This window comes from Streptomyces sp. NPDC091289 (assembly GCF_044757365.1).
Taxonomy (GTDB): Bacteria; Actinomycetota; Actinomycetes; order Streptomycetales; family Streptomycetaceae; genus Streptomyces.
In genome coordinates this window covers 300,228-325,906 of sequence record NZ_JBIVUT010000001.1, presented here as the reverse complement: position 1 = coordinate 325,906, position 25,679 = coordinate 300,228, and the positions used below count along the sequence as shown (strand labels likewise).

Annotated in this window: 25 protein-coding genes; 9 read left to right on the top strand and 16 right to left on the bottom strand. The window is 72.0% G+C overall.

What is annotated here, in order from left to right; genetic code table 11:
- Positions 1-5: 5 nt before the first annotated feature.
- Positions 6-1,424: an NAD(P)-binding domain-containing protein gene (locus ACIQPT_RS01345; RefSeq protein ID WP_401151202.1), complete on the bottom strand. Its 1,419-nt coding sequence runs from the start codon at positions 1,422-1,424 to the stop codon at positions 6-8.
- Between the two features lie 157 nt (positions 1,425-1,581).
- Here ACIQPT_RS01345 and ACIQPT_RS01340 point away from each other — a divergent pair, with 157 nt between their 5' ends.
- On the top strand, positions 1,582-1,956 hold the full coding sequence (locus tag ACIQPT_RS01340; RefSeq protein ID WP_401151199.1) for an ArsR/SmtB family transcription factor: 375 nt from the start codon (positions 1,582-1,584) through the stop codon (positions 1,954-1,956).
- A gap of 49 nt (positions 1,957-2,005) precedes the next feature.
- A complete protein-coding gene (locus tag ACIQPT_RS01335) occupies positions 2,006-2,491 on the top strand; it encodes a GNAT family N-acetyltransferase (RefSeq protein WP_401151601.1) in 486 nt (161 codons plus the stop codon).
- A gap of 17 nt (positions 2,492-2,508) precedes the next feature.
- Here the strand turns inward: ACIQPT_RS01335 and arsB are convergent, their stop codons facing one another.
- On the bottom strand, positions 2,509-3,636 hold the full coding sequence (arsB, locus tag ACIQPT_RS01330; protein WP_401151197.1) for an ACR3 family arsenite efflux transporter: 1,128 nt from the start codon (positions 3,634-3,636) through the stop codon (positions 2,509-2,511).
- Positions 3,633-3,941: an ArsR/SmtB family transcription factor gene (locus ACIQPT_RS01325; RefSeq protein WP_401151194.1), complete on the bottom strand. Its 309-nt coding sequence runs from the start codon at positions 3,939-3,941 to the stop codon at positions 3,633-3,635. The genes arsB and ACIQPT_RS01325 overlap by 4 nt, the downstream gene beginning before the upstream one ends.
- 97 nt (positions 3,942-4,038) lie before the next feature.
- Here ACIQPT_RS01325 and ACIQPT_RS01320 point away from each other — a divergent pair, with 97 nt between their 5' ends.
- A complete protein-coding gene (locus ACIQPT_RS01320; protein ID WP_401151191.1) occupies positions 4,039-4,461 on the top strand; it encodes an arsenate reductase ArsC in 423 nt (140 codons plus the stop codon).
- Positions 4,462-4,474: 13 nt separating this feature from the next.
- Here the strand turns inward: ACIQPT_RS01320 and ACIQPT_RS01315 are convergent, their stop codons facing one another.
- A complete protein-coding gene (locus ACIQPT_RS01315; protein ID WP_401151190.1) occupies positions 4,475-5,188 on the bottom strand; it encodes a 2-phosphosulfolactate phosphatase in 714 nt (237 codons plus the stop codon).
- 126 nt (positions 5,189-5,314) lie between these two features.
- Positions 5,315-6,190, bottom strand: coding sequence for a LysR family transcriptional regulator (locus ACIQPT_RS01310; protein ID WP_401151187.1), 876 nt, complete (start codon positions 6,188-6,190; stop codon positions 5,315-5,317).
- A gap of 222 nt (positions 6,191-6,412) precedes the next feature.
- On the opposite strand from ACIQPT_RS01310, the gene ACIQPT_RS01305 reads away from it, so the two are divergent.
- The 5 genes from ACIQPT_RS01305 (at position 6,413) to ACIQPT_RS01285 (ending at position 13,146) form a co-directional block, all read left to right on the top strand.
- Entirely contained in the window at positions 6,413-7,372 is a 960-nt protein-coding gene (locus ACIQPT_RS01305; RefSeq protein WP_401151185.1) for an EamA family transporter, read from the top strand.
- Positions 7,369-8,583 (top strand): MFS transporter, encoded by a 1,215-nt coding sequence (locus tag ACIQPT_RS01300; protein ID WP_401151184.1) that lies wholly within the window; start codon positions 7,369-7,371, stop codon positions 8,581-8,583. The genes ACIQPT_RS01305 and ACIQPT_RS01300 overlap by 4 nt, the downstream gene beginning before the upstream one ends.
- A gap of 115 nt (positions 8,584-8,698) precedes the next feature.
- Positions 8,699-10,969: a BTAD domain-containing putative transcriptional regulator gene (locus tag ACIQPT_RS01295; RefSeq protein ID WP_401151182.1), complete on the top strand. Its 2,271-nt coding sequence runs from the start codon at positions 8,699-8,701 to the stop codon at positions 10,967-10,969.
- Between the two features lie 173 nt (positions 10,970-11,142).
- Positions 11,143-11,826 carry a pyridoxamine 5'-phosphate oxidase family protein gene (locus tag ACIQPT_RS01290; RefSeq protein WP_401151180.1) on the top strand — a complete coding sequence of 228 codons (684 nt, stop codon included), beginning with the start codon at positions 11,143-11,145 and terminating at the stop codon, positions 11,824-11,826.
- A 6-nt stretch (positions 11,827-11,832) separates the two neighbouring features.
- Positions 11,833-13,146 (top strand): MFS transporter, encoded by a 1,314-nt coding sequence (locus tag ACIQPT_RS01285; RefSeq protein ID WP_401151179.1) that lies wholly within the window; start codon positions 11,833-11,835, stop codon positions 13,144-13,146.
- Between the two features lie 86 nt (positions 13,147-13,232).
- Here the strand turns inward: ACIQPT_RS01285 and ACIQPT_RS01280 are convergent, their stop codons facing one another.
- Both ACIQPT_RS01280 and ACIQPT_RS01275 read right to left on the bottom strand, forming a co-directional pair.
- A complete protein-coding gene (locus tag ACIQPT_RS01280; RefSeq protein ID WP_401151598.1) occupies positions 13,233-13,679 on the bottom strand; it encodes a PaaI family thioesterase in 447 nt (148 codons plus the stop codon).
- Positions 13,680-13,744: 65 nt separating this feature from the next.
- Positions 13,745-14,380 carry a LysE family translocator gene (locus ACIQPT_RS01275; protein WP_401151177.1) on the bottom strand — a complete coding sequence of 212 codons (636 nt, stop codon included), beginning with the start codon at positions 14,378-14,380 and terminating at the stop codon, positions 13,745-13,747.
- A gap of 112 nt (positions 14,381-14,492) precedes the next feature.
- On the opposite strand from ACIQPT_RS01275, the gene ACIQPT_RS01270 reads away from it, so the two are divergent.
- A complete protein-coding gene (locus tag ACIQPT_RS01270) occupies positions 14,493-14,945 on the top strand; it encodes an Lrp/AsnC family transcriptional regulator (protein WP_401151174.1) in 453 nt (150 codons plus the stop codon).
- Positions 14,946-15,027: 82 nt separating this feature from the next.
- On the opposite strand, the gene ACIQPT_RS01265 is transcribed toward ACIQPT_RS01270, so the two are convergent.
- From ACIQPT_RS01265 to ACIQPT_RS01225, 9 genes are all read right to left on the bottom strand, one after another.
- Complete coding sequence (locus tag ACIQPT_RS01265) at positions 15,028-16,779, bottom strand: ABC transporter ATP-binding protein (RefSeq protein WP_401151171.1); 1,752 nt, start codon at positions 16,777-16,779, stop codon at positions 15,028-15,030.
- On the bottom strand, positions 16,776-18,578 hold the full coding sequence (locus ACIQPT_RS01260) for an ABC transporter transmembrane domain-containing protein (protein ID WP_401151169.1): 1,803 nt from the start codon (positions 18,576-18,578) through the stop codon (positions 16,776-16,778). The genes ACIQPT_RS01265 and ACIQPT_RS01260 overlap by 4 nt, the downstream gene beginning before the upstream one ends.
- A 193-nt stretch (positions 18,579-18,771) precedes the next feature.
- A complete protein-coding gene (locus ACIQPT_RS01255; RefSeq protein WP_401151595.1) occupies positions 18,772-19,830 on the bottom strand; it encodes a FecCD family ABC transporter permease in 1,059 nt (352 codons plus the stop codon).
- Positions 19,831-19,901: 71 nt separating this feature from the next.
- Positions 19,902-20,984: a FecCD family ABC transporter permease gene (locus ACIQPT_RS01250; RefSeq protein WP_401151167.1), complete on the bottom strand. Its 1,083-nt coding sequence runs from the start codon at positions 20,982-20,984 to the stop codon at positions 19,902-19,904.
- Positions 20,985-21,039: 55 nt separating this feature from the next.
- On the bottom strand, positions 21,040-22,128 hold the full coding sequence (locus tag ACIQPT_RS01245) for an iron-siderophore ABC transporter substrate-binding protein (protein WP_401151164.1): 1,089 nt from the start codon (positions 22,126-22,128) through the stop codon (positions 21,040-21,042).
- A gap of 150 nt (positions 22,129-22,278) precedes the next feature.
- Positions 22,279-23,136 carry a helix-turn-helix domain-containing protein gene (locus ACIQPT_RS01240; RefSeq protein WP_401151161.1) on the bottom strand — a complete coding sequence of 286 codons (858 nt, stop codon included), beginning with the start codon at positions 23,134-23,136 and terminating at the stop codon, positions 22,279-22,281.
- A gap of 84 nt (positions 23,137-23,220) precedes the next feature.
- Positions 23,221-23,664, bottom strand: coding sequence for a hypothetical protein (locus ACIQPT_RS01235; protein WP_401151159.1), 444 nt, complete (start codon positions 23,662-23,664; stop codon positions 23,221-23,223).
- Positions 23,665-23,726: 62 nt separating this feature from the next.
- Positions 23,727-24,539, bottom strand: coding sequence for a dimethylargininase (ddaH, locus tag ACIQPT_RS01230; protein WP_401151156.1), 813 nt, complete (start codon positions 24,537-24,539; stop codon positions 23,727-23,729).
- Positions 24,540-24,556: 17 nt separating this feature from the next.
- The gene (locus ACIQPT_RS01225) at positions 24,557-25,501 is read right to left on the bottom strand and encodes a methionyl-tRNA formyltransferase (protein ID WP_401151154.1); all 945 of its coding nucleotides are present in this window, start codon (positions 25,499-25,501) and stop codon (positions 24,557-24,559) included.
- Between the last annotated feature and the right edge of the window lie 178 nt (positions 25,502-25,679).

Below are 25,679 nucleotides of genomic sequence, written 5' to 3'. Positions count from 1 at the left end.
GCCGGTTACGAGCCGCAGCAGCCGCCGCCGCCCGAGGTTTCGTCGGAGGCCCCGGCGGCGGCCGGGGCGTCGACTCCGAGCTGTACGAGGGCGGGTTCCGGCATCGCGCAGCAGCTTCCGGCGTCGGCGTCGGACTGTGCGGCGGCCGGGTCGTCGAAGAGCCCGGCCCCGCCGCAGACTCCCGTTTCGGGGAGGGTGAGTTCGACCCGGTCGGCGGCTTCGAGGTCGCCGGCGAGGGCGGCGGCGACGGAGCGGACCTGCTCGTAGCCGGTCATGGCGAGGAAGGTCGGGGCGCGGCCGTAGGACTTCATACCGACCAGGTAAACCCCGGGTTCCGGGTGGGAGAGCTCGCGGTGGCCGTGCGGGTAGACGGTGCCGCAGGAGTGCTGGTTGGGGTCGATCAGCGGCGCCAGCGCGGTCGGGGCCTGCAACCGCTCGTCCAGGCCGAGGCGGAGCTCGCCGAGGAAGCCGAGGTCGGGGCGGAGGCCGGTCAGCACGATGACTTCGTCGACCGCGTCCAGGCGGCGACCGTCCTCACCGACCAGGACGAGGCGGCCGTCGGTGTCGCGCTCGATCGCCCGGGTGCGGAAGCCGGTGACCGCGTCCGCGTGCCCCTCGTCGACGGCGGCCTTGGCCGCGAGCCCGAGAGCGCCGCGGGCGGGCAGTTGGTCGGTGCCGCCACCGCCGAAGGTGGAGCCGGAGATGCCCCGGCGCAGGACCCAGACGCCCTTGGTGCCCGCGCCGTCGGGGGACGTGGCGAGGTCGGCCAGGTGGGCGAGGGCGGTGAACGCGGAGGCTCCGGAGCCGATGACGGCGGTGCGACGCCCCGCGTAACGGGCGCGTACGGCGGGCTCCTTGAGGTCGGGGACGCGGTAGGTGATCCGGTCGGCGGCCGCCTTCTCGCCGAGGGCGGGCAGGCCGGAGGCCCCGGCGGGGCTCGGGGTGGCCCAGGTGCCGGAGGCGTCGATGACGGCGCGGGCGAGGACCCGCTCCTCGTGGCCGTCGGCGTGGGTGATGTGCACGGCGAACGGCTGCCGGTCGCGGTCGGCGTCCACGATCCGGTCGCGGCCGGCGCGGGAGACGCCGGTGACCCGCGCGCCGAGGCGGATCCGCTCGCCGAGGACCTCGGCGAGCGGACGCAGATACCGCTCGGCCCAGTCTCCGCCGGAGGGGTAGGCCGTCGGGTCGGGGCGGGTCCAGCCGGTGGGGGCCAGCAGCTTCTCGGCGGCCGGGTCGACGATCTCGCCCCAGGGGGAGAAGAGGCGTACGTGCGCCCACTCGCGTACCGCGGCGCCGGCGGCGGCTCCGGCTTCCAGAACCAGGGGCTCGATGCCCCGGTCGGTCAGCTGGGCTGCGGCGGCGAGACCGACGGGTCCGGCTCCGATCACGACGACGGGCAGTTCGGCGATGGCGGGCGTGTTCACGGCGGCGACTCCTGGCGTGATTCGACATCTGTCGATGGCTTGTGCGGCCCAGGGTGACACTTGTATTGATGGACGTCAACATAGATGAGTGTCGATATAGTGGAGCTCGTGCGGGTGACTTCGGTCGCCCTGGTTCGACGTATGTCAACATAGATATATGTCGAATGCGAAGGTGCTGCCGCTGATCGACCCCGCCGGGGGGCAGGGCGTCACACCGTGCTGCCCGCCCCTGACCGAGCGTCCGATGACCGCCGACGAGGCGCAGACGGCCGCGCGGATGTTCAAGGCCCTCGGTGACCCGGTGCGTCTGCGGCTGTTCTCCGCCGTGGCCTCGCACGAGGGCGGAGAGGCGTGCGTGTGCGACATCTCCGACGTCGGCGTCTCGCAGCCCACCGTGTCCCATCATCTGAAGAAGCTGAAAGAGGCGGGACTTCTGGCCTCCGAGCGGCGTGGCACCTGGGTGTACTACCGGGTCGAACCGTCGGTGCTCGCCGCGATGGGGCGGTTGCTCGTCCTGCCCGCTGCGGGCTGAGGGTGGTCGCCTCCGGGTGGCGTGAGAAGGGGCTGGGCGGGTGAGCGATGTGGTGGTGCCGCTGACGGCGGAACACGCCGATCAAGTGCTGGCGATCTATCGGACGGGCATCGACGAGGGCCATGCCACGTTCGAGACCGGCCCGCCCGCCTGGGAGGACTTCGATGCGGGGAAGCTGCCTGGCCACCGCTTCGTCGCGCTCGACGGGAGTGGATCGGTCCTCGGCTGGGTCGCCGCGAGCAGGGTCTCGGACCGGTGCGCGTACGCGGGCGTGGTCGAACACTCCGTGTACGTCCACCCCGCCGCCCGGGGCCGGGGTCTTGCCTCGGTGCTGCTCGGTGAGCTGATCCGTTCCACCGAGCGGGCCGGGATCTGGACCATCCAGGCCGGCATCTTTCCCGAGAACGGGGCGAGCCTGGCGGTCCACCGGCGGGCGGGATTCCGGGTCATCGGCACACGGGAGCGGGTCGGGCGTCACCGCGGAGTCTGGCGCGACGTCGTCCTTGTCGAGCGACGCAGCCCTGTCGTCGTCTGAGCCGAGCTCGGCGGCGGTTACGTCGGTGACGCCTCGGCGGTCCATCTCCTGCGCCAGGCCAGCGCGACGTACACGAGTCCGATCAGCACGGGCACCTCGATCAGCGGTCCGACGACGCCGGACAGCGCCTGCCCGGAGGTGACGCCGAACGTCGCGACGGCGACGGCGATGGCCAGTTCGAAGTTGTTGCCGGCGGCGGTGAACGCGAGCGTGGTGGTGCGGTCGTACGCGAGGCCGAGGCTCCTGCCGAGGAGGAACGTCCCGAAGAACATGATCGCGAAGTAGACGAGGAGCGGCAGTGCGATCCGTACGACGTCGAGCGGCTGCGAGGTGATCGTCCTTCCCTGGAGGGCGAACAGGACGACGATCGTGAAGAGTAGCCCGTACAGCGCCCAGGGGCCGATCCGCGGCAGGAAGTTTGCCTCATAGTGCTCGCGGCCCATCTTCTGCTCGCCGATACGGCGGGTGAGGAATCCGGCCAGCAGGGGGACGCCGAGGAAGATGGCGACGTTCAGCGCGATATGCCATACGGGGACGTCCAGGCCCTGGCCGTCGCCGAGGTGGAGCAGGCGCGGCAGCACATCGAGGTAGAACCAGCCCAGCAGGCCGAACGCGAACACCTGGAACACCGAGTTCAGGGCGACGAGGACGGCGGCGGCCTCCCGGTCGCCGCGGGCGAGGTCGTTCCAGATGATGACCATGGCGATGCAGCGGGCCAGGCCCACGATGATCAGGCCGGTGCGGTACTCGGGCAGGTCCGGCAGGAAGATCCACGCCAGGGCGAACATGACCGCGGGGCCGATGATCCAGTTGACGACCAGTGAGGAAATCAGCAGCTTGCGGTCGCCGGTCACACGGTCGAGCCGGTCGTAACGGACCTTGGCCAGCACCGGATACATCATGACCAGCAGGCCGAGCGCTATCGGCAGGGAGATCCCGCCGATCTCGATCTTCGCGAGCGCGTCGTTCATGCCGGGGACGATGCGTCCCAGTCCCAGGCCGACGGCCATGGCGAGCAGGATCCACACCGCGAGGTAGCGGTCGAGCGTGGAGAGCTTTCCGACGATCGAGCCGTCCTCGCCCGGGTCGGCGTCCTGGGCGGCGGTGGTAGCGGTTGCCGTGGTGGTGGGCTCGGCGGAGGTCACGGGCAGGACCTCTTGTTCTCGCCGGCGGTACGGGCGTACTGGGCCAGCGTGGCGAACTGCTCGGACAGCCCGGCCAGGACCTCGGGCCTGAGCTTGTAGTAGGTGAAGCGACCGCACGGCTCGGTCTCCACCAGCCCGGCCTCGCGCAGCACCTTGAGGTGGTTGGACAGATTGGTCTGCTTGGCTCCGGTCTCCTCCACCAGATGCGTCGTGCAGAGCGTCTCACGGGCGAGCAGGGTCACGATCTTCATGCGGAGCGGATCGCCCAGCGCACGCATCACATCAGGATCGACTGAAGTCAGCATGTGCTGATACTTTCACGCCGCCACTCGCTGATGCCGGCGGGGGCTGAAGTCAGCGGCGGATCAGTGTTCCGCCCTGCGACGGGAGAGAGCGATCACCATGGCCGAGTCCTCCGGCAAGCCGTCCGTCCTGTTCGTCTGCGTCCACAACGCCGGCCGCTCCCAGATGGCCGCCGCCTGGCTGACCCACCTGGCCGGGGACCGCGTCGAGGTCCGCTCCGCCGGTTCCAGCCCCGGCGACGCCGTCAACCCCGCCGTCGTCGAGGCGATGGCCGAGGTGGGGATCGACATCTCCGCCGAGACGCCGAAGGTCCTCACCGTCGACGCGGTCCGCGCGTCGGACGTCTGTGTCACGATGGGCTGCGGCGACACCTGCCCCGTCTTCCCCGGCAAGCGCTACCTCGACTGGAAGCTGGAGGACCCGGCCGGGCAGGGCGTGGCCGCCGTCCGCCCGATCCGCGACGAGATCAAGACCTTGATCGAGGGCCTGATCGCGGAGATCGCGCCGGAGAACGCGGCCTGAGCGGCGCCGACGGTCAGGCCGAAGCCGCGTCGGCCGGTGCCGGTGCTGATGCCGGTACGGCGTACGGGCGGAGGACCATCAGCGAGTCCTCCAAGGTCGCGACCATGGCGAAGGGGAACCGGTCGAGCTCCAGACAGAGCGCCACGTCATCGGGATGGGCCCCTTGACGCACCCCCTCCGTCAGTTCGGCGGCGGCACGTGATGCGCCGGCACGGCGCAGGAACGCGGTCGCGTCCGTCCCGGCCCCGCCGGCCCTCCGCGCGATGTACTGGGCGCACGCCAGATCCTCTTCGGCGCGCCCTTCTTCGCCGGTGACCACGAACGTGACGGCGTCGCACGCACGGTGCCGCAGGAGCCGAGCCGTCGCCTCCGCCACCACGAAGCCGGCGCACAGCACCAGCGACGCCTCCTTGACGGCGAGGGCGCCGACCGTTCCCGCCGTGGTCTTCTGCACGACGGTCCGTCCGTCGAGGTCGACGGAGCGCAGCAGGCCCGGTGAGTTGACGGCGTCGAAGCCGGGCGCCGGCGGCCCGTCCTTGAGCGTCACCCACTCCGGGTGACGGGCCTTGAGGGCCAGGGCGTCGTCCAGCGACTCGGCGAGGACGATCTTCTCCGCCCCCTGGCCGAAGGCCCAGGCAGCCACGGTGTAAGCGCGCATGACGTCGACCACGACCGCCACGGAAGGGGCTTCGGTCAGCTCGGATATGCCGAGAAATCGCGTGTCCATCCGGTCATGATCGCGTACGTCCGGCCCGAGGTGCCCAGCCGGTGAGGCGCTTCACACCACGGGTCCCGGCATGCGGACACCAGCGGCTTCGTGCGTGACGGCCCGGGCCTTCGACGTACCCGGCGTTCACTCCTCCTCGACGCCCAGAAGCTCCAGGAAGGCCGTGGCCGCCGGGGTGCGGCCCTCCCGGCCCCAGACCACGTACTCGACGCGGGCCGGCGCGTCCGTCACCTCGATCGTGGTCACCCCGGCCAGGCTCGCGACGTACGAGGGCGGGAGCAGGGCCACCCCCAGGCCCGCGCCGACCAGCCGGGCCAGGTAGTCGGCGTTGGTCACCTCGAAGGCGACCTCGCGGGTGAGGCCGGCGGCGGCGAAGGCGAGATCGGACTGCGCTCGGCCGGCGGTCTTCGCCGGGAGGTCCACGAACACCTCGGAGGACAGCCGGCGGAGGTCGACCGAGTACGCGCCGGCGAGCGGGTGGGCCGGGGAGACCACGGCGATCAGCCGCTCCCGGGCCAGCTCCCGGGCCATGACGCCCCGAGGGCGGGCGGTGACCGGGATGCCGAGAAAGGCCACCTCGATCTCGCCCTGTCTGACCTGCTCGACGAGATCCTCGCTCGCTCCCACGCAGAGGCTGACCCGGGCCTTCGGGTGGCGCTGGTGGAAGTCCTTGAGGACGGCGGGAAGGTCCACGGCGGCGACCGTGGGGATCAGACCCACCCTGAGACGTCCGCGTACCTCCCCGACGGCCGCCGCCACTTCGGCGGCCGCTCGCTCCGCCGCCTCCAGGCACTGGCGGGCAGCGGGCAGGAACGCCGCGCCCGCCGGGGTCAACCGGACCCGGCGGCTGGTGCGTTCGAAGAGCCGGGCGCCCAGTTCCTTCTCCAGGCGCGCGATCTGGTGGCTGAGCGCGGACTGCACCACCAGGCAGCGCTGGGCGGCCCTCGTGAAGTTGTTCGTCTCGGCCACGGCGATCACGTACCGCATCTGCTGAAGCTCCATGGATCCATCGTGAATCGAGATTCATCGCGTGACAAGCATGTGTTGGACTCATGGATGGCCTCGGTCCGAGACTGATGGCGACCACACACGACAGGAGCCTCCGCGGGCCGATCACGCAGGTCGGCCACGCGACCGGGGCCTCTCCGGCGTGCCCGAAAGCGGGAGTCCCGATGATCTCTCCCCCCCCCGGAAGTTCGAGAAGTTCGAGAAGTTCGAGGCGAGATGACGAGCAGACAGAACATACGCACGGCGGCCCTGACCGGTCTCGCTCCAGCGGTCTGGGGCAGCACCTACCTGGTGGCCACCGAGCTGTTGCCACCGGACCGGCCGCTCCTGGCAACCACTGTGCGGGCCTTGCCCGGTGGGCTGGTGCTGCTGGCGCTGGGCCGGAAGCTTCCGGTCGGCATCTGGTGGTGGCGCGCGCCGCTCCTGGGCGTGCTGAACATCGGCGCCTTCAACTTCCTGCTCTTCTACGCGGCCTATCGACTGCCTGGCGGCATCGCCGCCATGATCATGTCGGCTCAGCCCGTGTTCGTCGTGATCCTCGCCGCTCTCTTCCTCGGTGACCGGATCAGAACCCTTCACGCCCTGGCCTGCGCGATGGGCGCCGGGGGCGTGGCGCTCCTCGTCTTCAGGGGCACGGCGTCGCTCGACGCCCTCGGAGTTCTCGCCGCGGTCGGCGGTGCGCTGTGCATGGCCCTGGGCATCACGCTGACCAAGCGGTGGGGCCGGCCGGAGGGCGTCGGCCTGCTCACGTTCACCGGGTGGCAACTCACGGCGGGCGGACTGGTCCTGCTGCCGTTCTGGCTGTCGCTGGAGGAGCTGCCCGACGGGCTCACCGGAGCCAACGTCATCGGGTTCGCCCACCTCATCACCCTGGGCGCGGTCCTGAGCTACATCGTCTGGTTCCGGGGCATCGAACGCCTGCCCGCCGTCGCGGTCTCCTTCCTCGCACTGGGCAGCCCGGTCGTGGCGACGCTGCTGGGCTACCTGGTCAAGGGCGAGACGCTGTCGGCCCTCCAGTGCGTCGGCATGGCCGTCGTCCTCGCGGCGGTCGTACTCGGCCAGCGCCCGCCGCCTGACCACCGCACCGCACCGACCGAGGCCGTGACCACCGTGCCGGACCCGGTGCCGTACGGCCTTCGCGAACCACGCCCGACGACTTCCGGAGAGACGACATGACCGTTCAAGAAGAGACGAACCCGCCCTCCGCCTCGCGGGAACCGGTGTCCCCGGTCCGGGGCTGGCTGGGCGTGGCCGCCATCACCGCCAGCCTGTTCGTCTTCCTCACGACCGAACTGATGCCGATCGGCCTGCTCACCCCGATCGGTGAGAGCCTCGGCGTCTCCGTGGGCGCGGTCGGCCTCATGGTCACGGCGCAGGGTGTCGCGGCCGGTCTCGGCGTGCCGTTCATCGTGGCCTGGAGCCGCCGTATCGACCGGCGCCGGCTGCTGACCACCCTGCTCGTCGTCCTGGCGGCCGGGAACCTGATCACCTCGATCGCCCCGAACTACCCGCTGATCCTGGGCACCCGCCTGGTGATGGGCTTCGCCAGCGGCGTCTTCTGGGCCATCGGCGTCAGCATGGCCATGCGCATCGTCCCGGAGCGGCACGCCAACCGCGCCGCCGCCGTCGTGATGTCCGGCATCTCGGTCGCCACCGTCGTCGGCATCCCGCTCGGCACCCTGCTGGAGAGCGCCGGGGACTGGCGCAGCACCTTCCTGATCTGGTCTGCCCTCAGCGCCGCCGTGTTCCTCGCGGTCGCCGTCACGGTTCCGTCGCTGCCGTCGGCCAACGCGGTCACGGTTCGCGAGGTGTTCGGGCTGCCGCTCAGGAACGTACGGCTGCGCGTGGTGCTGTTCATGGTGGTGTTCTTCGTCCTCGGCCACTTCGGCGCGTACACGTTCGTCCGGCCGTACCTGGAAGAGGGCGCGTCCGCCACCGGCGGTTTCATCACCGTCGTCCTCATCGTGTTCGGCATCGGCGGTGCGGCCGGCAATTTCATCGGCGGCCGGACGGTCGAACGGAGCATGCGGGGCAGCTTCGTCGCGGGTGGCGTGATCATGATCGCCGCCCTGGTGATGCTGCTGACCGTGGGCGCGAACGATGTCGGCGTCATCGCCGCGATGGCCCTGTGGGGCCTCGCCTTCGGTGTCGTCCAGCTCAGTCAGATCAACCTGACGCTCGCGGCGGCCCCCGAGGCCTTCGAGGCGACGATGTCGCTCAACACCATGGCCTACAACACCTGCATCGCCCTGGGTGCCCTCGTCGGCGGTCTGTTCGCGGACCACGCGGGTGTCACGAGCGTCGTCCGGTTCGGCATCGTCCTGGTCGCTCTCGCCGTGATCCTCGCGGCCGCCACCGGTCGCGGCGCGACCTCGCGGGCAAGCTGACCCCCCGTCTGTGACCAGGCGCCCTGTCCCGGCGACCGGGCGCCGGCCGGCCCTCCCTTGATCGGTGCACGGGGCCGGTCCACACTGGCCGGGGGCGGCGGACCAGGGGGATGCCATGTCGCATACGACGTCGGCCACGAGGGACCCGCAGGGTGGTCCTCGAGAGAAGCAGGGCGAGAGGCAGGGCGAGGAGCAGGGCCCGGATCAAGGCGGGGAACAAGGCGGGGAACAAGGCGGGGAACAAGGCGGGGAACAAGGTGCGGAGCAAAACGCGGTCGGCCCACGGATCCAATCGTTCCGCCGACGGGCCGGGCTCAGCCAGGAGGCGGCCGCGGCGCGTGCCGGGATCAGCACCAGGGCACTGCGCGACATCGAGCGCGACCGGGTCCGGCGGCCCCGCCCGCGCACGCTCCGCGGCCTGGCCGAGACGCTGGGACTGAGCGGCGAGGAACTGGCGGACCTGCTGACCTCCGCGCGCACCGGGCCGCCGCGCGACGCCGGCCGGCCCCGCCTGCTGATCCTCGGCCCCCTCGCCCTCCAACGCGGCCGGACCCGCGTCCAGATCTCCAGCCCGATGCTGCGCCGCCTGCTCGGGCTGCTCGCGCTCAAGCACCCCGGGCCCGCCACGCAGCAGGAGATCACCGACATCCTCTGGCCGTCCGGGCCGCCGCACTCCCACCAGAGCCTCATCCACACCTACGTCAGCCAGGTACGCCGACTGCTGGAACCGTGCGGCCTGCGGGCCGACCCGCCGCCGACCGTCGTCCGGACGCCCACCGGCTACCGGCTGGAGGCGTCCCGGAGCCAGATCGACCTCGGCTATTTCGACGAGCTGCTGGCCCAGGGGGAACGCCTGCGCCGCACGTCGGATCCGGCGCCCGTGTACGAGTCGCTGACACAGGCCCTGCGATGGTGGCGGGGCCCCGTCCTCGCGGACGCGGACCCGGTGCTGCGCCGGCACCCGGCCTCGGTCGCTGCCGATGAACGGCGGGTCAGGGCCGTGCTGTTGCACGCCGACATGGCGCTCCTGCTGCGCCGCTCCGGGGAAGCCGTCCCGGTGCTGGCGGACCTGGTGAACATCGAGCCGCTGCACGAGGGCCTGCACGCCCGGCTGATCCTCGCTCTCGCCGCCTGCGGTGAACAGGCCGCCGCGCTCGACGTGTTCAGCCGATTGCGTGACCGGCTCGACGAGGAGCTGGGCATCGAGCCCGGCCCGGAGGTCCGCGAGGCACACCTGCGCGTACTGCGCCGGCAACTGCCACGCGCACAGCGCCTCGACGACTCCGCCGCGTCCGACCGTACGGTGACCACCGGCCCGACGCCGGTCCCCGCCCCGGCCCAACTGCCCGCCGCGGCCGACAACTACGTCGGGCGGCGGTCGCAGACGCAGATACTGGACGCCCTCGTCGCGTCCGATCCGGCGCGGCGCTCGCACCTGGCGGTGGTGGTCGGCGCGCCCGGGGTCGGCAAGACCGCCCTCGCCACGCACTGGGCGCACGCGCGACGCGAACACTTCGCGGACGGGCAGCTGTTCATCGATCTGCGCGGCCACTCCCGGCTCCCGGCGCTGCGCCCCGGCGACGTCCTCGCGCAATTCCTCCGGGCCCTCGGAGCACCACCGCACGAACTGCCCGAGGACGAGGACGAAGCGGCGGCCCTCTACCGCACGCTCCTCGCCGACAGACGCCTGCTGATCGTCCTGGACAACGCGCGCGATGCCGAGCAGGTCAGACCGCTCATCCCGGGCGCCCGGGGCTGCGCGGTGGTGATCACCAGCCGGAGCGAGCTCTCCGGTCTGGTCTCCAGCGACGGCGCGCGCCGCATCGCGCTGGACGTGCTCGACCCGGACGAGGCCTGCCGACTGCTGAGCGGCATCGTCGGCGCGTGCCATGTCGCGGCCGAGAGGGAAGCGGCCCGCAGGCTCGTGGCGCTGTGCGGCGGTCTGCCGCTGGCCATCCGGATCGCCGGTGCCAACCTGGTGGCCCGCAACGCCCGTATCGCCGACCACTGCGCCGAGTTGGCGGGGGAGGACGTTCTCGGCCGGCTGCACATCGAAGGGGACCGGGGCTCGGCCGTGCGGTCCGCCTTCGACCTCTCCTACCGTGTGCTTCCGGCCGGGGTACGCCGGATGTTCCGGCTCCTCGGCCTGCTGCCAGGCCAGGAATTCACCGTGGACGACGCCGCGGCACTGGCGGACGTCACACCGGCCGCCGCGGCCGGACTCCTGACGGGCCTGGCGGACGCCCATCTGGTGCGACAACGGGCGGTCGGCCGGTTCGGACTGGACGTCCTGCTGCGCTCCTACGCCCGTGAGCTCGCCCGGAGCGGCGACGGGCAGGACAACTGCTCCGGCAGTTCCGTCTCTTCTGCCGGTCCCCGCGCCTAGCCCGGCACCGACCGGCACACGCGCAGGTCAACGCACGTTCCCGTCGTCCGCGACCGGCCTTTTCGGCGCTCCCGTTCCTCTGGCCGGACTCAAGGAGCGCGGCCAGACCGCAACCGTACGGTTGGCCGCATCGCAGGACCACCTCCCTCCACGCCGATCGACAGGAGCGCCGCATGAGCCGGTACGACCGACTCGCACACACCTCGGCGGTGCGTCGGGTCCAACAGGAGATGGGCAGCGCCACGGCAGCCGGCCGCCGGCTGCGGGAGCCGGCCGGCGAGGCGGAGCCGCTCACCGGCGCGGCGGCCGACTTCATCCGGAGCCTCGATGGCTTCCTGTTCGCCAGCGTCGGGGAGACCGGCTGGCCGTACATCCAATTCCGGGGCGGACCACCGGGGTTCGTCCACGTCCTGGACGAGCACACCCTCGGCTATCTGGATGTCCGCGGCAACCGGCAGTACATCACCACCGGCAATGTGCGCGGCAACGACCGCGTCGCGCTCTTCTTCCTCGACCACGCCCGGCAGACCCGCCTCAAACTCTTCGGCCACGCCACCGCCGTACCGGCCGACGAGGACCCCGTACTCACCGAGCGCCTGGACTCGCCGCGTACCGAAGGCAGGGTCGAACAGCTCGTCACCGTCCGGGTCGAGGCCTTCGCCTGGAACTGCCCCAACCACATCACACCCCGCTTCACCCGGCGCGAACTCTCCGACGCCCTGGGACCGGTCCACGACCGCCTCGCACGGCTGGAACAGGAGAACGCCGCCCTGCGAGCGGAACTCGCCGCGCGACACCGCCCGCCGTCGCCGCCACGCGGGACCGACGGCGCGCACGACCGACGACCGAAGGACTGAACGGCCGTGGAAGAACGCCTGGCGGAGCACGAACACGCCACGGTGGTCGCGACTTCGCCGACGACCGGCGGGGACGGCGGGGTTGGCGAGGCCGGTGTGACAGTCGGGACACCGCCGGGGGAGCCCGCGATCTGGTCCCGCAACTTCCGCTACTACTTCGTCGCCCGCAGCGCCGGTCTGCTCAGCTGGGCCATGCTGCCGGTCGCCGTCGCCGCCGGTCTGCTCATCGACGGGTACGGTGTGGATACCGCGGGCTACTCGATGGCCTTCCTGGTCGCCCCGTTCGCGGGCCTGGTGCTGTTCGGCGGGGTGCTCGCCGACCGGTTCACCGCCCGCCGGATGATGATCATCGCGGATCTGGCCAACCTCACCGCCCACATCCTGCTCGCCCTCCTGTTCATCCACGGCATCGACCACCTCTGGCAGCTGTACGCGCTGCTGGCGGTGGCCGGGACCGCCAACGCGCTGTTCCAGCCGGGCGCCTCCTCGACCGTCCCGCTGGTGTCCCGGGACGTACAGGGCGCGAACGGGGTGCTGCGCACCTCCGAGGCGATCACCGGGCTCGGCGGCCCCGCGCTGGCGGGCGTCCTCGTCGGGTTCGGATCCACCGGCTGGGTGATGGTCATCTCCGCCGTCGCCTACGGGACCAGCGCGGTCTGCCTGTTCGTGCTCCGGCTCGGACCGGTGCCCGCCCCGCCGCCCGGCGAGGGCCTGTGGCGCAACCTCGCGGTCGGCTGGCGGGAGTTCCGCGCCCGTAGCTGGCTCTGGGGCGTGATCGTGATCTGGATGTTCTACGCGGTGCTCTCCTGGGGGCCGCAGCTGTCGGTGGCCGCCGGTGTCATCGTGCCCGAACACGGCGCGCGGTCCTTCGGCCTGATCAACGCCGCGCTGGGCGCCGGAACCGTGATCGGTGGCCTGCTGGCGATCCGCTACAAGCCCGAACGGCCGCTCGCCGCAGGGGCGGTGGCGATGCTGGCGTACCCCCTCTACCCGCTGGGCCTCGTGCTCGGCCTGCCGGTCTGGGCGCTCGCCGCCGCCCAGGTCGCGGTCGGGGCCGGGATCGGCGTCTGGGGCGTCATGTGGGCCACCAGCGTGCAGACCCAGGTGCCGGGCGAGATGCTCAACCGCATCCACGCCTACGAGGTCGCGGGCTCGGTCGGCATGTACCCGATCGGCAGCGCGCTGGCGGGCCCCGCCGTCGGCGTGTTCGGCACCGACCAGGTGCTCCTCGTCGGCGTCATGGTCTCCTTCCTCACCGCCACCGCCCTGCTGGTCGCCCGCCCGATCCGCACCCTGCGCCGGGTGCCGGACCGCCGCTGAGCCGGGGCCCGTCCGTCGCCGGGGAGACCGGACGCCGACGGCGTGACCGACCCGGGCGTGCTGGAGGATGCGCAGACGCCGGGGGCCTATTCAGCGGTCCTGTTCACCCGGATCAGGGTCTGCTGGCCGTTCGCGACGAGCTTCCGGGTGCCGTCGGCGCGGACGCCGTAGACCTCCAGCAGACAGACCGTCAGGGTGCGGCCGGGCTTGAGGACGGTCCCGATCGCTTCCAGGTGGTCACCGGCCGCGGGTGCGAGGAGGTTGATCTTGTACTCGACGGTGAGGACTTCGGACGCCTCGTCGAACAGGGTGAGCGCGGCGTAGCCGCCGGCGCTGTCCGCGATGGCGCTGGTGGCGCCCGCGTGGACGTAACCGTGCTGCTGTGTCACCTCGGGGCGGGCCGGGAGCACGATGTGCACGCGGCCCGGGCCGATGTGAGCGATCCGAGCGCCGAGGTGGGACATCAGGCCCTGCCGGTCGAAACTGTCCCGGACGCGCTGGTGCACCTCGGGGCTCGCCTGGTCCTGCCGCATCCGGTCTTCCACCTGCGTGCTCTCCTTCGGGTCCGTGTCGTGTCGGGCGGAGCGGGTCGGGCTCCTCAACCGGCCAGGCCTTCCATCAGGAGAAGGGCGCCGATGGCGATCATCATGGCACCGCTGATGCGCGCCACGGCCCGGCCGGCCGAGGGCCGGGTGCGCAGGACCGTGCGTGCCAGGACGCCGACGGAGAGATAGACGACGGCGCACGCGGTCAGGTGCACCGTGCTGAGCAGACCGGTCTGCGCGGCGGCCGGCCAGCCCGTGGCAGGGTCGATGAACTGCGGGAACAGCGAGAAGTACAGCAGGAGCGCCTTGGGGTTCAGGCCGCTGATCCCTGCCCCCTTGAGCAGGACCCGCAGGCGGGAGGCGTCCGTGGTCCCACCGGCGGCAGTGGTCTCACCGGCGGCAACCGGGACGGCCGCCTGCCGCAGGATCCCCCAGCCCAGCCAGAGCAGGTACCCGGCCCCCGCCACGGTCAGTGCGGTGAGCGCGGCCGGGTAGCTCGCCACGATCACCGCCAGGCCCGCGACGGCCACCAGCGCGTAGGCCGCGTGTCCGGCGATCAGCCCGGTGACGGCCGGGACGACCGAGCGTCCCCGCAACCCGGCGGAGATCGCGTAGGCCCAGTCCGCGCCCGGAGTGAACACCAGCAGCAGGTCCACGGCCAGGAAGGCCGCCAGTGTCGTCGTTTCCATCGATCGTTCCCTCTCGGCAAGTCGTGCTCTGGAGGGAACGCTAGGCCGGATATGACCGTAGGTGTTTGCGTATTTACTTCATGATCGCGGTATGTAGGGGAGAATCTTGTCCATGGATGCCTTGGACCGGAAGATTCTTACTGAGCTGCAGCTCGACGGCCGTCTGACGGTCACCGAGCTGGCCGCTCGCGTACGACTCAGCGTCTCGCCCTGCCACCGCCGGCTGCGCGACCTCGAACGCGAGGGCGCGATCCGCGGCTACCGGGCCGTCGTCGACCCGGCGGCCGTCGGCCTGAACTTCGAGGCCCTCGTCTTCGCCACGCTGCGCTGGGAGAGCCCCGACACCGTCACCGCCTTCGAAGAGGCTGTGGCCGCTGTCCCGCACGTACTGCAGGCGCAGCGTCTGTTCGGCGAGCCCGACTACCTGCTACGGGTCGCGACGGCCGACCTGGCCGCCTTCCAGCAGCTCTACGACGAGCAGCTCGCCCGGCTCCCGGGCGTCCAGCGCCTGACGTCGACCCTGGTCATGAAGAACGTCGTCCAGGACAGACCGCTGCCCGAATAACGGCAACGTACGGGTGAAAGTGCCCGAGAACAGCCGGAGTCGAACTGCCTGACCCCCGGGCCCGCCCGCTCTCTCCCCTCCCTCACACCGGTGTGCGGCCCCGGTCGTACGCCCGCCACAGCGCCGCGTACTCGCCGCCGTGCGCGAGCAGTTCGTCGTGCGTGCCCTGTTCGATGACCCGGCCGCCGGAGAGCAGCACGATACGGTCCGCGTCGCGCGCTTGGTCCAGCCGGTGGGCCACGATCACACTGGTCCGGCCCCGGGTCACCCGGGCCAGCGCCGTCCGCAGCAGATCGCCGGCCCCCGCCCCGGACTCGGCGGTGGCCTCGTCGAGCACGGCCACGGGCGGGTCGGCGAGCAGGACGCGGGCCAGCGCCAGATGCTGGACCGAGCCGTCGTCCAGGGGCGTGCCGCCCGGGCCGAGGACCGTGTCGGTGCCGGACTCCAGGCCCTCCGCCCAGTCGGCGCCCACCGCGCGCAGCGCCTCACGGAGCTCCTCGTCGGACGCGGCCGGGCGGGCCAGCCGGAGGTTGTCCGCGAGGGTCCCGCCGAACCGGTGGACCTCCTGCGTGACCAGGTACCGGACGGCGGGCGCCCCGGCGGCCCCCACCGTGATCCGGCCGGCCGTGGGTTCGCCCATCCCCGCGATCAGCCGGGCCAGGGTGGACTTGCCCGAGCCGCTCGCGCCCACGAGCGCGACGCTCCCGCCCGCCGGCACGGTCAGGGTCACCTCGCTGAGCGCGGGGCGTATCCCGTCGTACGAGAACGAGACGCCCTCCACCGCGATCTCCGGGGGCCCCGGGGCGAGGGCCGGGCTCGGCACGGCGGCCGTGTCGTCCCGCGCCCCGTCGAGGTCGGTGATCCCGACCAGCCGGGCCAGGCCCACCGTGGCCCGCTGGATGTCGTCCAGACTGCCCAGAAGTGCGCCCACCGGTCCGAACAGGCGGTGGAAGTAGAGGGCGGCGGCGGTGGCCGCGCCGAGCGAGATCGCCCCCGCGCCGAGCAGCGCGTATCCGGTGGCCAGGACGGCGGCCAGACCCAGGAACTCCGCCGCGTTGAGCCACCCCGTGAAGCGGTTGCGCAGCCGTACGCCGTCGCGCTGCCGCTCGATGGCCCGCTCACCCCGGTCGGAGACCTCGCCCAGATGCAGGTCCTGGGTGCCGTACGCGCGAATGGTCTCGGCCCCGTGCACCGCCTCGATGACACTCTGCCCGCGCGCGGACTCCAGCCTGCGGATGTCCCCGTACACCTGGTGGGTGCGGGTGAGGAACTGACGGGTGGCCAGGACGTGGACGGGCAGGCAGACCAGACCGGCCAGGGCCAGGCGGGGATCGAGGACCGCGAGCCCGACCAGGCTCAGACCGATGGTGAAGGCCGCACCGGTCACATCGGGCAGGACGTCGGACGCCGCCTCCGAGATCGCCTCGACGTCGTGCGTCACCCGGGAGACCACATCCGAACTGTCCGAGGACTCCAGCATGTCGACGGGCAGCCGGACCGCGGTCGTGAACACGTCCTCGCGCAGCGCCGCCAGGACCTCCTGGACGAGGGAGACCAGCATCCGTCCACCCACGAGGGCGAGGCCGGCGCCGATGGCCGCGACGACCAGCAGGGTGACGCCGAGCGCGATCACCCGGCCCTGCCCGGACCCCTCGGCGACCGCGTCGACGATGCCGCCGAGGAGGGGCGGGGTGGCGAGGGTCGCCGCGGTCCCGGCGAGGAGCGTCAGCAGCGCCGCGCCGAGCCGGAAGCGGTGGGCGCCGAGCCGGCGCAGCAGCTCCCGCCGGGTCCGGCGGGGACCGGCGATGGGCAGGGTGGTGGTTACCGGGGTCACCGGGGGGTTCCGTTCGGTTCGTTGCGGTCGGCGTCGGGAGCGGGAGCGACGTCGGGGACGGGACCGGCATCGGCATCGGCATCGGCGTCGGCGTCGGCCTCGGCTGTGAGGTCCACGACCCGGTCGCAGGCGGAGAGCAGGATGCCGCTGGTGGTGATCAGCAGCGTGGTCGCGGGCAGCGCGCGCAGACCTTCGGCGATACGCTGCTCGGTCGCCGGGTCGACGGCGGTGGTCGGCTCGTCGAGGACGACGACGTCCGCCCCGGCGTGCAGCGCGCGAGCCATCAGCAGACGCTGGCGCTGACCGCCGGAGAGCTTGCGTCCCCGCTCGCCGACCTCGCAGCCGTCCCCGCCGATGTCCTCGATCACGTCGTCGAGCATCGTCGCCCGCAGCACGGCGGGGTCGGGGTCGCCGCCCGCGGGCACGAGGTTCGACCGCAGCGTGCCGGAGAACACCGCGCCGTGATGGGGTGGCGCGGCGATCAACTCCCGTACCCGCTCCGGCCCCAGCTCGACGGCGTCGACGCCGCCCACCAGGAGTTCACCGCGGGCGAGCGGGACGCGGTAGCCGAGCCGGTCGCCGATGTCCCGTGCCCGGGCGGGCAGGCCGGGCACGACGCCGACGAGCTCGCCGCGCCCCAGCCGCACCGGTGCGCCATGGCCGGGCGGATGCCAGAGCAGCGCCGGGGCGGTGGTGTCGGCCGCCTCGCCAGGCCGGCCGTCCCGGGGGCCCGGGACGGCGCCGATCAGGGGCGGTTCGTTGATCAGGTCGCTGAGCCGGCGGGCCGAGGCGCGCTTGTGGATCCAGTTGGAGGCGAAGGTGCCCACGTGGGCGAGCGACCCCTGGAGGAACTGGGCGAGGCCCAGGACGGTGACGAGCTGACCGATCGTGATGCTCCCGTCGAGAGCGAGATACCCGGAGGCGGTGGCGAGCGCCGCCAGGAAGAGGCCGGACAGCAGCAGGCTCACGCTGGAGTACGTCAGCACCGACCGGGCGGCGGCGACCGCGCCCCTGCGCGACGCCTGGCTCGCGACGCGGTAGCGGCGGGCCGCCTCGGCGTGGGCGTTCATGCCGGTGACCACCCGCAGACCGGTGATCATGTCCGTGGCCACATCACCGGCGCGCGCCGCCGAACTCTGCTCGGCCAGCCCCCGCGCCTCCAGCGGCATCGAGATCCGGCGCATGATCAGCAGCACCAGGACGGTACCGGCGATCACGCCCGCGCCGAGCGGGAGGGAGATCAGCAGCAGGACGGCCGACGCCGTGAGGATGGCGGTGACCGTGGACGCCTGCTGGACGACGCTCCAGGAGACCCCGGCGACGCGGTAGGTGTCGGAGGAGACCAGCGAGAGCGCCTCGCCCGCCCCGGGCCGCCGCCGCAGCGAGCGCGGGTCCAGCAGCCTGGCCATCGTGCGCCGGCGCAACGCCTGTTCGCCATATCCGTACACGGTGACCATCGCCGCGGACGCCCGCTGGTACGACAGGGACAGCAGCGTGAACACCCCGGCGAGCACGGTGAGCCAGCCGAGGAGAGCCGGGCCGTCGGAGGGGGCGAGCGCCCGGTCGATGACGACCCCGATGAGGATCGGCACCAGGGCTTCGCACAGTTGGTGGACCATGAACGCGACGGCGGTCAGGCCGAGCCGCAGCCCACGCCCGTCCCGCACGAGGGCGGTGCGGAACAGCGCCTTCACGGAGGCGGGTTCGGGCCCCGACTCCGGCTCGGGAGGGTGCGGGGCGGGGCCCTTCGCCGGGTGTCCCGCTGCCGGGGGCCGGACCGGCGGGATCGTGGTGCTCACGGATGTCTCCTCGGGAGAAGGAAGGGAGGGGGTGGACCGTGCCGGGGGAGCGGTCCGCCGTACGGTCAAGGGCAGGGCCTCGCGTACGGCCGGGCGCTCATCGGCAGGGCCTCGCGTACGGTCGTACGGTCACCGGCAGGGGCTCACGTACCGTCGTACGGTCATCTGCACGGGCTCGCGCACGGCCGGGCGCTCATCGGCGGCGGCCCGAGTACTGGCGCGCGAGCAGCCAGGCCAGGTACGCGCCGCCGACGCACACCGTGACGACGCCGACCGGCAGATCGATGCGCTGGGCGATGAAGTCCGCGCCGACCAGGACGGCCGCCCCGGTGAGGGCGGCGGGCACGATGCGCAGAGTGGTCGAACTCCGCGTCAGCCGCTGGGCGATCTGCGGCGCGGCCAGCGCGATGAAGGCGATCGGGCCCGCGGCGGCGGTCACCAGCGCGGTGAGCGCCACCCCGACGACCGTGGCCGTCAGCCGGGCGCGCTGGGCGCGCACCCCGAGCGCGACGGCCGCGTCGTCCCCCATCTCCAGATGGACCAGGGGACGCACCACGAGGGCGGAACCCACCAGCAGGACGGCGAACACGAGGGCGGTGAGGTGCAGTTGCTCGAAGCCGAGCCCGCTGAGCGACCCGGCGCCCCAGGTGGCCGCCAGCATCGCCTGCTGCGGGCTGACGGAGAGCAGCAGCATCGAGGTGAGCGAGCCGAGGAACGCACCGACGGCGATGCCGACGATGATCAGCCGGAACGGCTGCAGCCCGCCCCGGTAGGCCAGCACGTACACCAGCAGCGCCGTCAGCGCCCCGCCGATCAGCGAACCCGAAGCCACCGCGAGGTAGTTGGCGGTGCCGAGCAGAAGCATCACGACGCTCGCGCCGGCGTACGAGCCGGAGGCGAAGCCGATGACGTCGGGGGAGCCGAGAGGATTCTTGGTGAGCGACTGGAACAGGGCGCCGCTGATCGCCAGCGCCGCCCCGCACACCACGGCGAACAGCAGCCTGGGCAGCCGCCAGGTCACCACGACGAGCCGGGCCCGGGGATCGGCGTCCGGGTCGACGAGGGCGGACAGCACCTGGACGGGCGTCAGGCTGATTGATCCGGAACCCAGGGTCACGACGCCCAGCGCGGCGACCACGACGGTCAGGACGGCGCAGACGAGGACGGCCCGCCGGTCGATGCGCAGCGACACCCCGCCGCGCCGCAGGGTCCACGTGGTCCGGCCGAAGTCGACCTTGCCGGGCCGCCGGATCGTGCCCCGGGTGCGTACGGTGCCGGCCGGCGGCGGAGCCGCAGGGGAGGGCGGGGGCACGGTTCGGGTGCTCACAGGGTGCTCACCTTCCGCCGCCGGACGAGGGCGACGAGGACGGGGGCGCCGACGAGCGCCGTGACGAGACCGACCCGCAGTTCCCCGGAGGGCAGCACCACGCGGCCGATGATGTCGGCGATCAGCAGGAAGGCGGGGGCGACGACGACGGTGACCGGCAGGATCCAGCGCTGGTCGGGCCCCACGAACCAGCGCACGATGTGCGGCACCATGAGCCCGACGAACGAGATCGGCCCGGCGACCGCGACCGCTGTTCCGGCCAGCAGGGTGACGGCGAGGATCACCACGACCCGGGTCAGCGCCAGCCGGGTCCCCAGGGAGCGGGCGATGTCGTCGCCGAGCGCGAGGGCGTTGAGCGAGCCCGCGCTGAGCAGTCCGAGCAGCAGGCCGGCGCCGATGAGCGGCAGGGCGACCGGCAGGATGTCGAGGGACCGCCCGCCGATGGATCCGACGCCCCAGAACCGCATGATGTCGAAGGTGGTCGTGCTCTTGAGCGCCATGGCGCTGGTGAAGCCGCCGCACACGGCGGTGAACGCGACGCCCGCCAGGGTGAGTTTGACCGGGGTGCCGCGATCGGCGCCGATCGAGCCGAGGGCGTAGACGAGCACGGTGAGCCCGAACGCCCCGCCCAGGGCGAACCAGATGAACTGGCCCGCGGCCGTGTAGCCGAGGACGGCGACGGCGAACGTCACCGCGAGACTCGCCCCCGCGTTGACGCCGAGGATGCCGGGATCGGCCAGGGGGTTACGGGTGAACGCCTGGATCAGCGCGCCGCTGAGGCCGAGCGCCGCACCGACGACCAGGCCGATCACGGTGCGTGGCACACGCAGCTCGCGCACCATGACGTGCTCGTCGGAGTCGTCGAAGTGGAGCAGCGCGTCCCATACGGTGCCGGGCGCGATGGCACGCGCGCCGATCATCAGGCTGAGAACGGCGACGACGAGGAGCAGGCCGACGGCGGTGAGCAGGATCAGCGGGCGGTGCCGGTGCCGCCGGGCCGGGCCCGCGTCGTCGCGCGGGCCCGGCACAGCGCGCTCGGCGCCGGCGGTGAGGTCACCCGAGGGTGGGGCGGTCGTCATGGTTGTCCTTGAGGAGGGCGTCACCTGGGTGGAGCGGCGGGGCGGCGGGCGGCGGTCAGGAGCCCGCGGCGGTCTTGCCCTTGCCCGCGACGGCGTCGGCGAGCATCGGGACGTACCGGTCGATCGCCCACGGGATGGAGAGCACCGAGGGCCCGCTGGTGGCCATGCCCATGGTGTCGTTCTCGACGAAGGCGTACTTGCGGTCGGCGATCGGCTTCCAGCGGCTGAAGAGCGGATCCTTCAGGGTGTAGTCGACCTCCTTGGCCCCGTTGGCCCAAGCGACGAAGATGTCGGCGTCGATCGTGTCGAGCTTCTCCAGGCTGATGCCGCCGTACCAGTTGGTGCCCTTGGCGGTGGAGGCGATCTTCTCCATCGAGGGGGTGTTCTCGAAGCCCATTTCGGTGAGCAGACGGACCCGGGCGTCGTAGTCGATGTAGAGGCCGACCTCGGTGGAGCCGGGGGAGAGGGCCAGTCCATAGGCGAACGTCGTGCCCTTGAACTCCGGGTGGTCCTTCGCCACCGCGGCCAGCTGCCCCTGGACGTCGGTGACCATGCTCTCGGCCTTCTCGGTCTCGCCCAGAGCCGTGCCGATGGTCCGGGTCATCTCCTGCCAGGTTCCGCCGTCCCACGGCTTCTTGAGGTAGGGGAGAGTGGGGGCTATCTGGGACAGGCGCTTGTAGTCGACGTCGCTGATGCCGGAGTAGAGCCCGACGATGAGGTCCGGTTCCAGCGAGAGGATCTGCTCGAAGTCGATCTCGCCCGCGTCGCCGTAGTTCAGGGTCTCGGGCAGCGGTCCGCCGAGCTTCTCGACCGTGCTGCGGAACCACGGGGTGTAGCCCTGCTTGTCGCCGCCCCACTGCTTGTCCACGCCGACGGGGACGGTGCCGAGGGCCGCGACCACGTCCAGGGACATCCAGCTGACCGCCACGACGCGCTTCGGCTTCTGCTTGATCGTCGTGCTGCCGTGGCCGTGCTTGATGGTCACGGGGAACGCGGCCGACGCGGCCTTGGACGCGGCCTCCGGCGTGCCGGAATCGGACGCGGTGCCGCCGCAGCCCGCCAGGACGACGACGGCGGCGACCGCCACCGTCAGGGCGCGGACCAGGGCGCCCGGCCCGCGTCGGGCCGGGATGTATGTCGACATGTCTCTCCTTGGTTCTGAGGTAAGGCAACCCTCACCTGGAGAGACATTAGGAAGGTCCTGGCCGTTCGGGGGTCGTGTACCGGCCAGGGTGTGTCGTGAATCGGCCAGCCGGAGGGCGGACCTCCACCCGGGCCGTGGTGCGGGGTGGGGTCAGCGGGTGGCCGGCGCCGGAGTCGTCTGCTCGCGCAGGTACTCCGTCGGGCTGGTGCCGGTGACCCGGCGGAACGCGGCGCAGAAGGCGCTGGTGGTGGCGTAACCGCTGCGGTGCGCGACCAGGTTGACCGGGTGGCCCTGGGCGAGCAGGGCGGTGGCGGCCGACATCCGGACCAGCGAACGCCAGCGGGCGAACGGCATGCCGACGTCGCGGCTGAACGCCCGGGTGACGGTGCGCACGCTCAACGCGTGCCGGGCCGCCCAGCCCTCCACGGAGAGGTCGCTCTCCGGATCGCGCATGACGTCGTCGGCCAGCACCTGGATCCGCCGGTCCTCCGGCACGGGCACCTCGATCGCCGGGAGCGTGTCCTCCTCCAGCATCTCGATGATGACGCGCTGCGTCCGCAGCCGGAGGTCGTCGGGCATCGCGGTCGCGTCGAGATGGAGCAGCATCTCCTGGAGCGCCCGGCTCACGCGCATCGGCCGGGGGGTGGACCAGCCCGGCGGGACGGCTCGCCGCGCCACGTAGGTGTAGCAGCTGATGCCGCCCGCCTCGTGGGACGCCGCGTGCGGGGTGTCGGGAGGGAGCCAGGCGCCCTGCCCGGGATGCAGGCGGCGCACCGCGTTCCGGGTGCGCAGGGTGATCGAGCCGGTGTGCGGCCAGACCAGCAGCGCGTCGGGGTGTGTGTGGATGTCCGAGGCCGCCGGCTCCATCGGTCCGGAGTCGCCGAACACCGCGGTGGTGAGCAGATAGGGCTCGGCCACCTCGGCCCCGCCGGCCGGGGGTTCGGCCCAGGCGGGCGAGGCCGTCGAAGGGGCCTCGCCGCGCGCGGGACGGGGGACGGTGATGGGCATGAAGTTAGGTTACCCTAACTTTCGCGGCGTGGGCGGCCGGCTTTCGCGGCGTGGGCGGCCGGCCGGTGGGGCCGGAGCCCGGATTCAGGGCAGCCTCGGCCAGGGTGTCGGCGGTGGGCCGTACGCCTCCATCAACGCGTTCCGGACGGCTTGTCGCCCGGCCTGGTGGAACGCGCGGGGGTTGGTGTCCACTTCGTGCACCTTGATGGACCGCAGGACGACCGCGACGGCCACGGTGGTGCCGTGATCCGGAACCGTCGCCTCCGCGAGCTTCGTCGCCTCCGCGAGCTTCGCCAGCTCCTCGCGCACGCCGGCGCCGAACGCCTCGTGCAGCTCGGCCACCTCGGCGGCCGACCAGCCCGGCACCGTACACGTGTCCGCCGTCTCGAACTCCACGCCCTCCACCCAGGGCTCGAAGTCCGCCACCGCCAGGGCGAAGGAGGACGGACAGCCGGCCTGACGGGCGTACACGGCCTTGACGCCGTGCAGGGGTCGGGGAGGGAAGGCCGTCCGGGTCTCGATGGTCATGCGCCCACGGTAGCCACGCACCGACGGCCTCCCCACGGAATTTCCGTGGGGAGGCCGTCCGCTCAGGCGTCCCGGCGCAGCTCCAGGGTGCAGCACTTCACGCTGCCGCCGGCCTTGAGGAGTTCGGAGAGATCCACGCCGACCGGGTTGAAGCCGCGCTCGCGCAACTGCCCGGCCAGGTCCGTCGCGTTCTGCGGCAGGACCACGTTGTATCCGTCCGATGTCGCGTTCAGCCCGAACACCTCGGCGTCGCCGGGCGAGGCGAGGAGGGCGTCCGGGAACAGCCGCTCCAGGACGGCCAGGCTGCCGGGGGAGAAGGCCCCCGGGTAGTAGGCGACCGTCTTCTCGTCGAGCACGGTCAGGGCGGTGTCCAGGTGGTAGTAGTCGGGGTCCACGAGGGTCAGCCCGATCACCGGGCGTCCGAAGTACTCCTGTGCCTCGTCGTGGGAGCGCGGATCGCTGCGGAAGCCGGTGCCCGCCAGCAGCCAGTCACCGGCCAGGAGATAGTCGCCCTCCCCCTCGTTGACGAACGCGGCCGTGCGCAGGTCCGGAAAGCCGTTGGCCCGGAGCCAGTCGTGATAGGCGGGGCCCTCCGCGATGCGCTCGGCGTCGCGGAACCGGGCCACGAGGGCCCGCCCGTCGACGACGGTCGCGCCATTGGCCGCGAAGACCATGTCGGGGAGACCGGGGACGGGGTCGATCGTGTCGACGGTGTGCCCGAGGTTCAGGTAGACCTCGCGCAGCCGCTCCCACTGGGCGATGGCCAGCGGAGTGTCGACAGGCTTCGTCGGGTCCATCCACGGGTTGATGGAGTAGACCACGTCGAAGTAGGTGGGCCGGCACATGAGGTAGTGCCGGGCACGTGCGGTACGCATGGGTGGGGTCCCGATCGTCAGGGGCGGCCGGTGAGATAGCCGCCCATCGAGGTGAAGTACTCGGTCGCGGGCAGCTCGTGGCCGTCCGCGGTCCGTACGCGCGTGATCGCCAGACCGCGGTTGCGGCCCGTACGGGCGTCGGCTCCGGCGACGATCACGACGCCGTCGCCCTCGCGGTAGAAGACGCGCCCCGGGGTGCCGCCGTAGCGGCCCTGGGACACGACGGCGGAGACGACTTCGAGGCGCTGCCCCCGGTGGAACGTGAACGCGGCCGGATACGGGGCGGACTGGGCGCGGACCAGGCGCTCCAGGTCCTCGGCCGGCCAGTTCCAGTCGATGCGGATGTCCTCCTCGGCGCGCTTGTGGAAGAAGCTGGCCTTCGACCGGTCCTGCGGGGTGAACTCGGTCTGCCCGGAGGCGATCAGCCCGAGGGCCTCGACGGTGACCGGCGCGATCAGGTCGACCGTACGGTGGAAGAGGTCGGTCGCGGTGTCCGTCGGTCCCACGGTCACCGCCCGCTGGACGACGATGTCGCCGGCGTCCAGCTCCTCGTCCATCAGGTGGGCCGTGACGCCCACTTCCGGCTCGCCGTTGATGAGCGCCCAGATCAGCGGCGAGAAGCCCGCGTAGGCGGGCAGCAGCGAGTCGTGGATGTTGAGCGTGCCGTGGACCGGCAGGTTGTAGATCTCCGGGGGCATCCACGTCCGCCAGTTGTTGGCCACGATGATGTCCGGGGCCACTTCCCTGAGCTGTTCCAGGAGTTCATCGTCCGGCCGGTTGCGGATGATCACGGGAACCCCGTGCTTCTCCGCGAGATCGGCGACCGAATCGCTCCAGATCTTCTCGTAGGCGTGGTCGCTCTTCGGATGGGTCACCACCGTCACCACGTCGTGCTCGGAGTCCAGGAGAGCTTGCAGGGTGCGGTGTCCCCAGGTCTGGTAACCGAACATGACGACCCGCATGGAGGTGCCTCCTTGGAAGAGCGATCAACCGGCGCCTCAGTAAAGCAAGCCTTACCTAAGAGCACAACGTCCTATGATTCACGGGCAGGTTGACAGCTGATGTCGGCCGGAAACGCACCCCGGCATCGACAGGGCGTGAACTGCGGGCCAACGTGGCCCGGCCCGCCTTCCGGTCGCG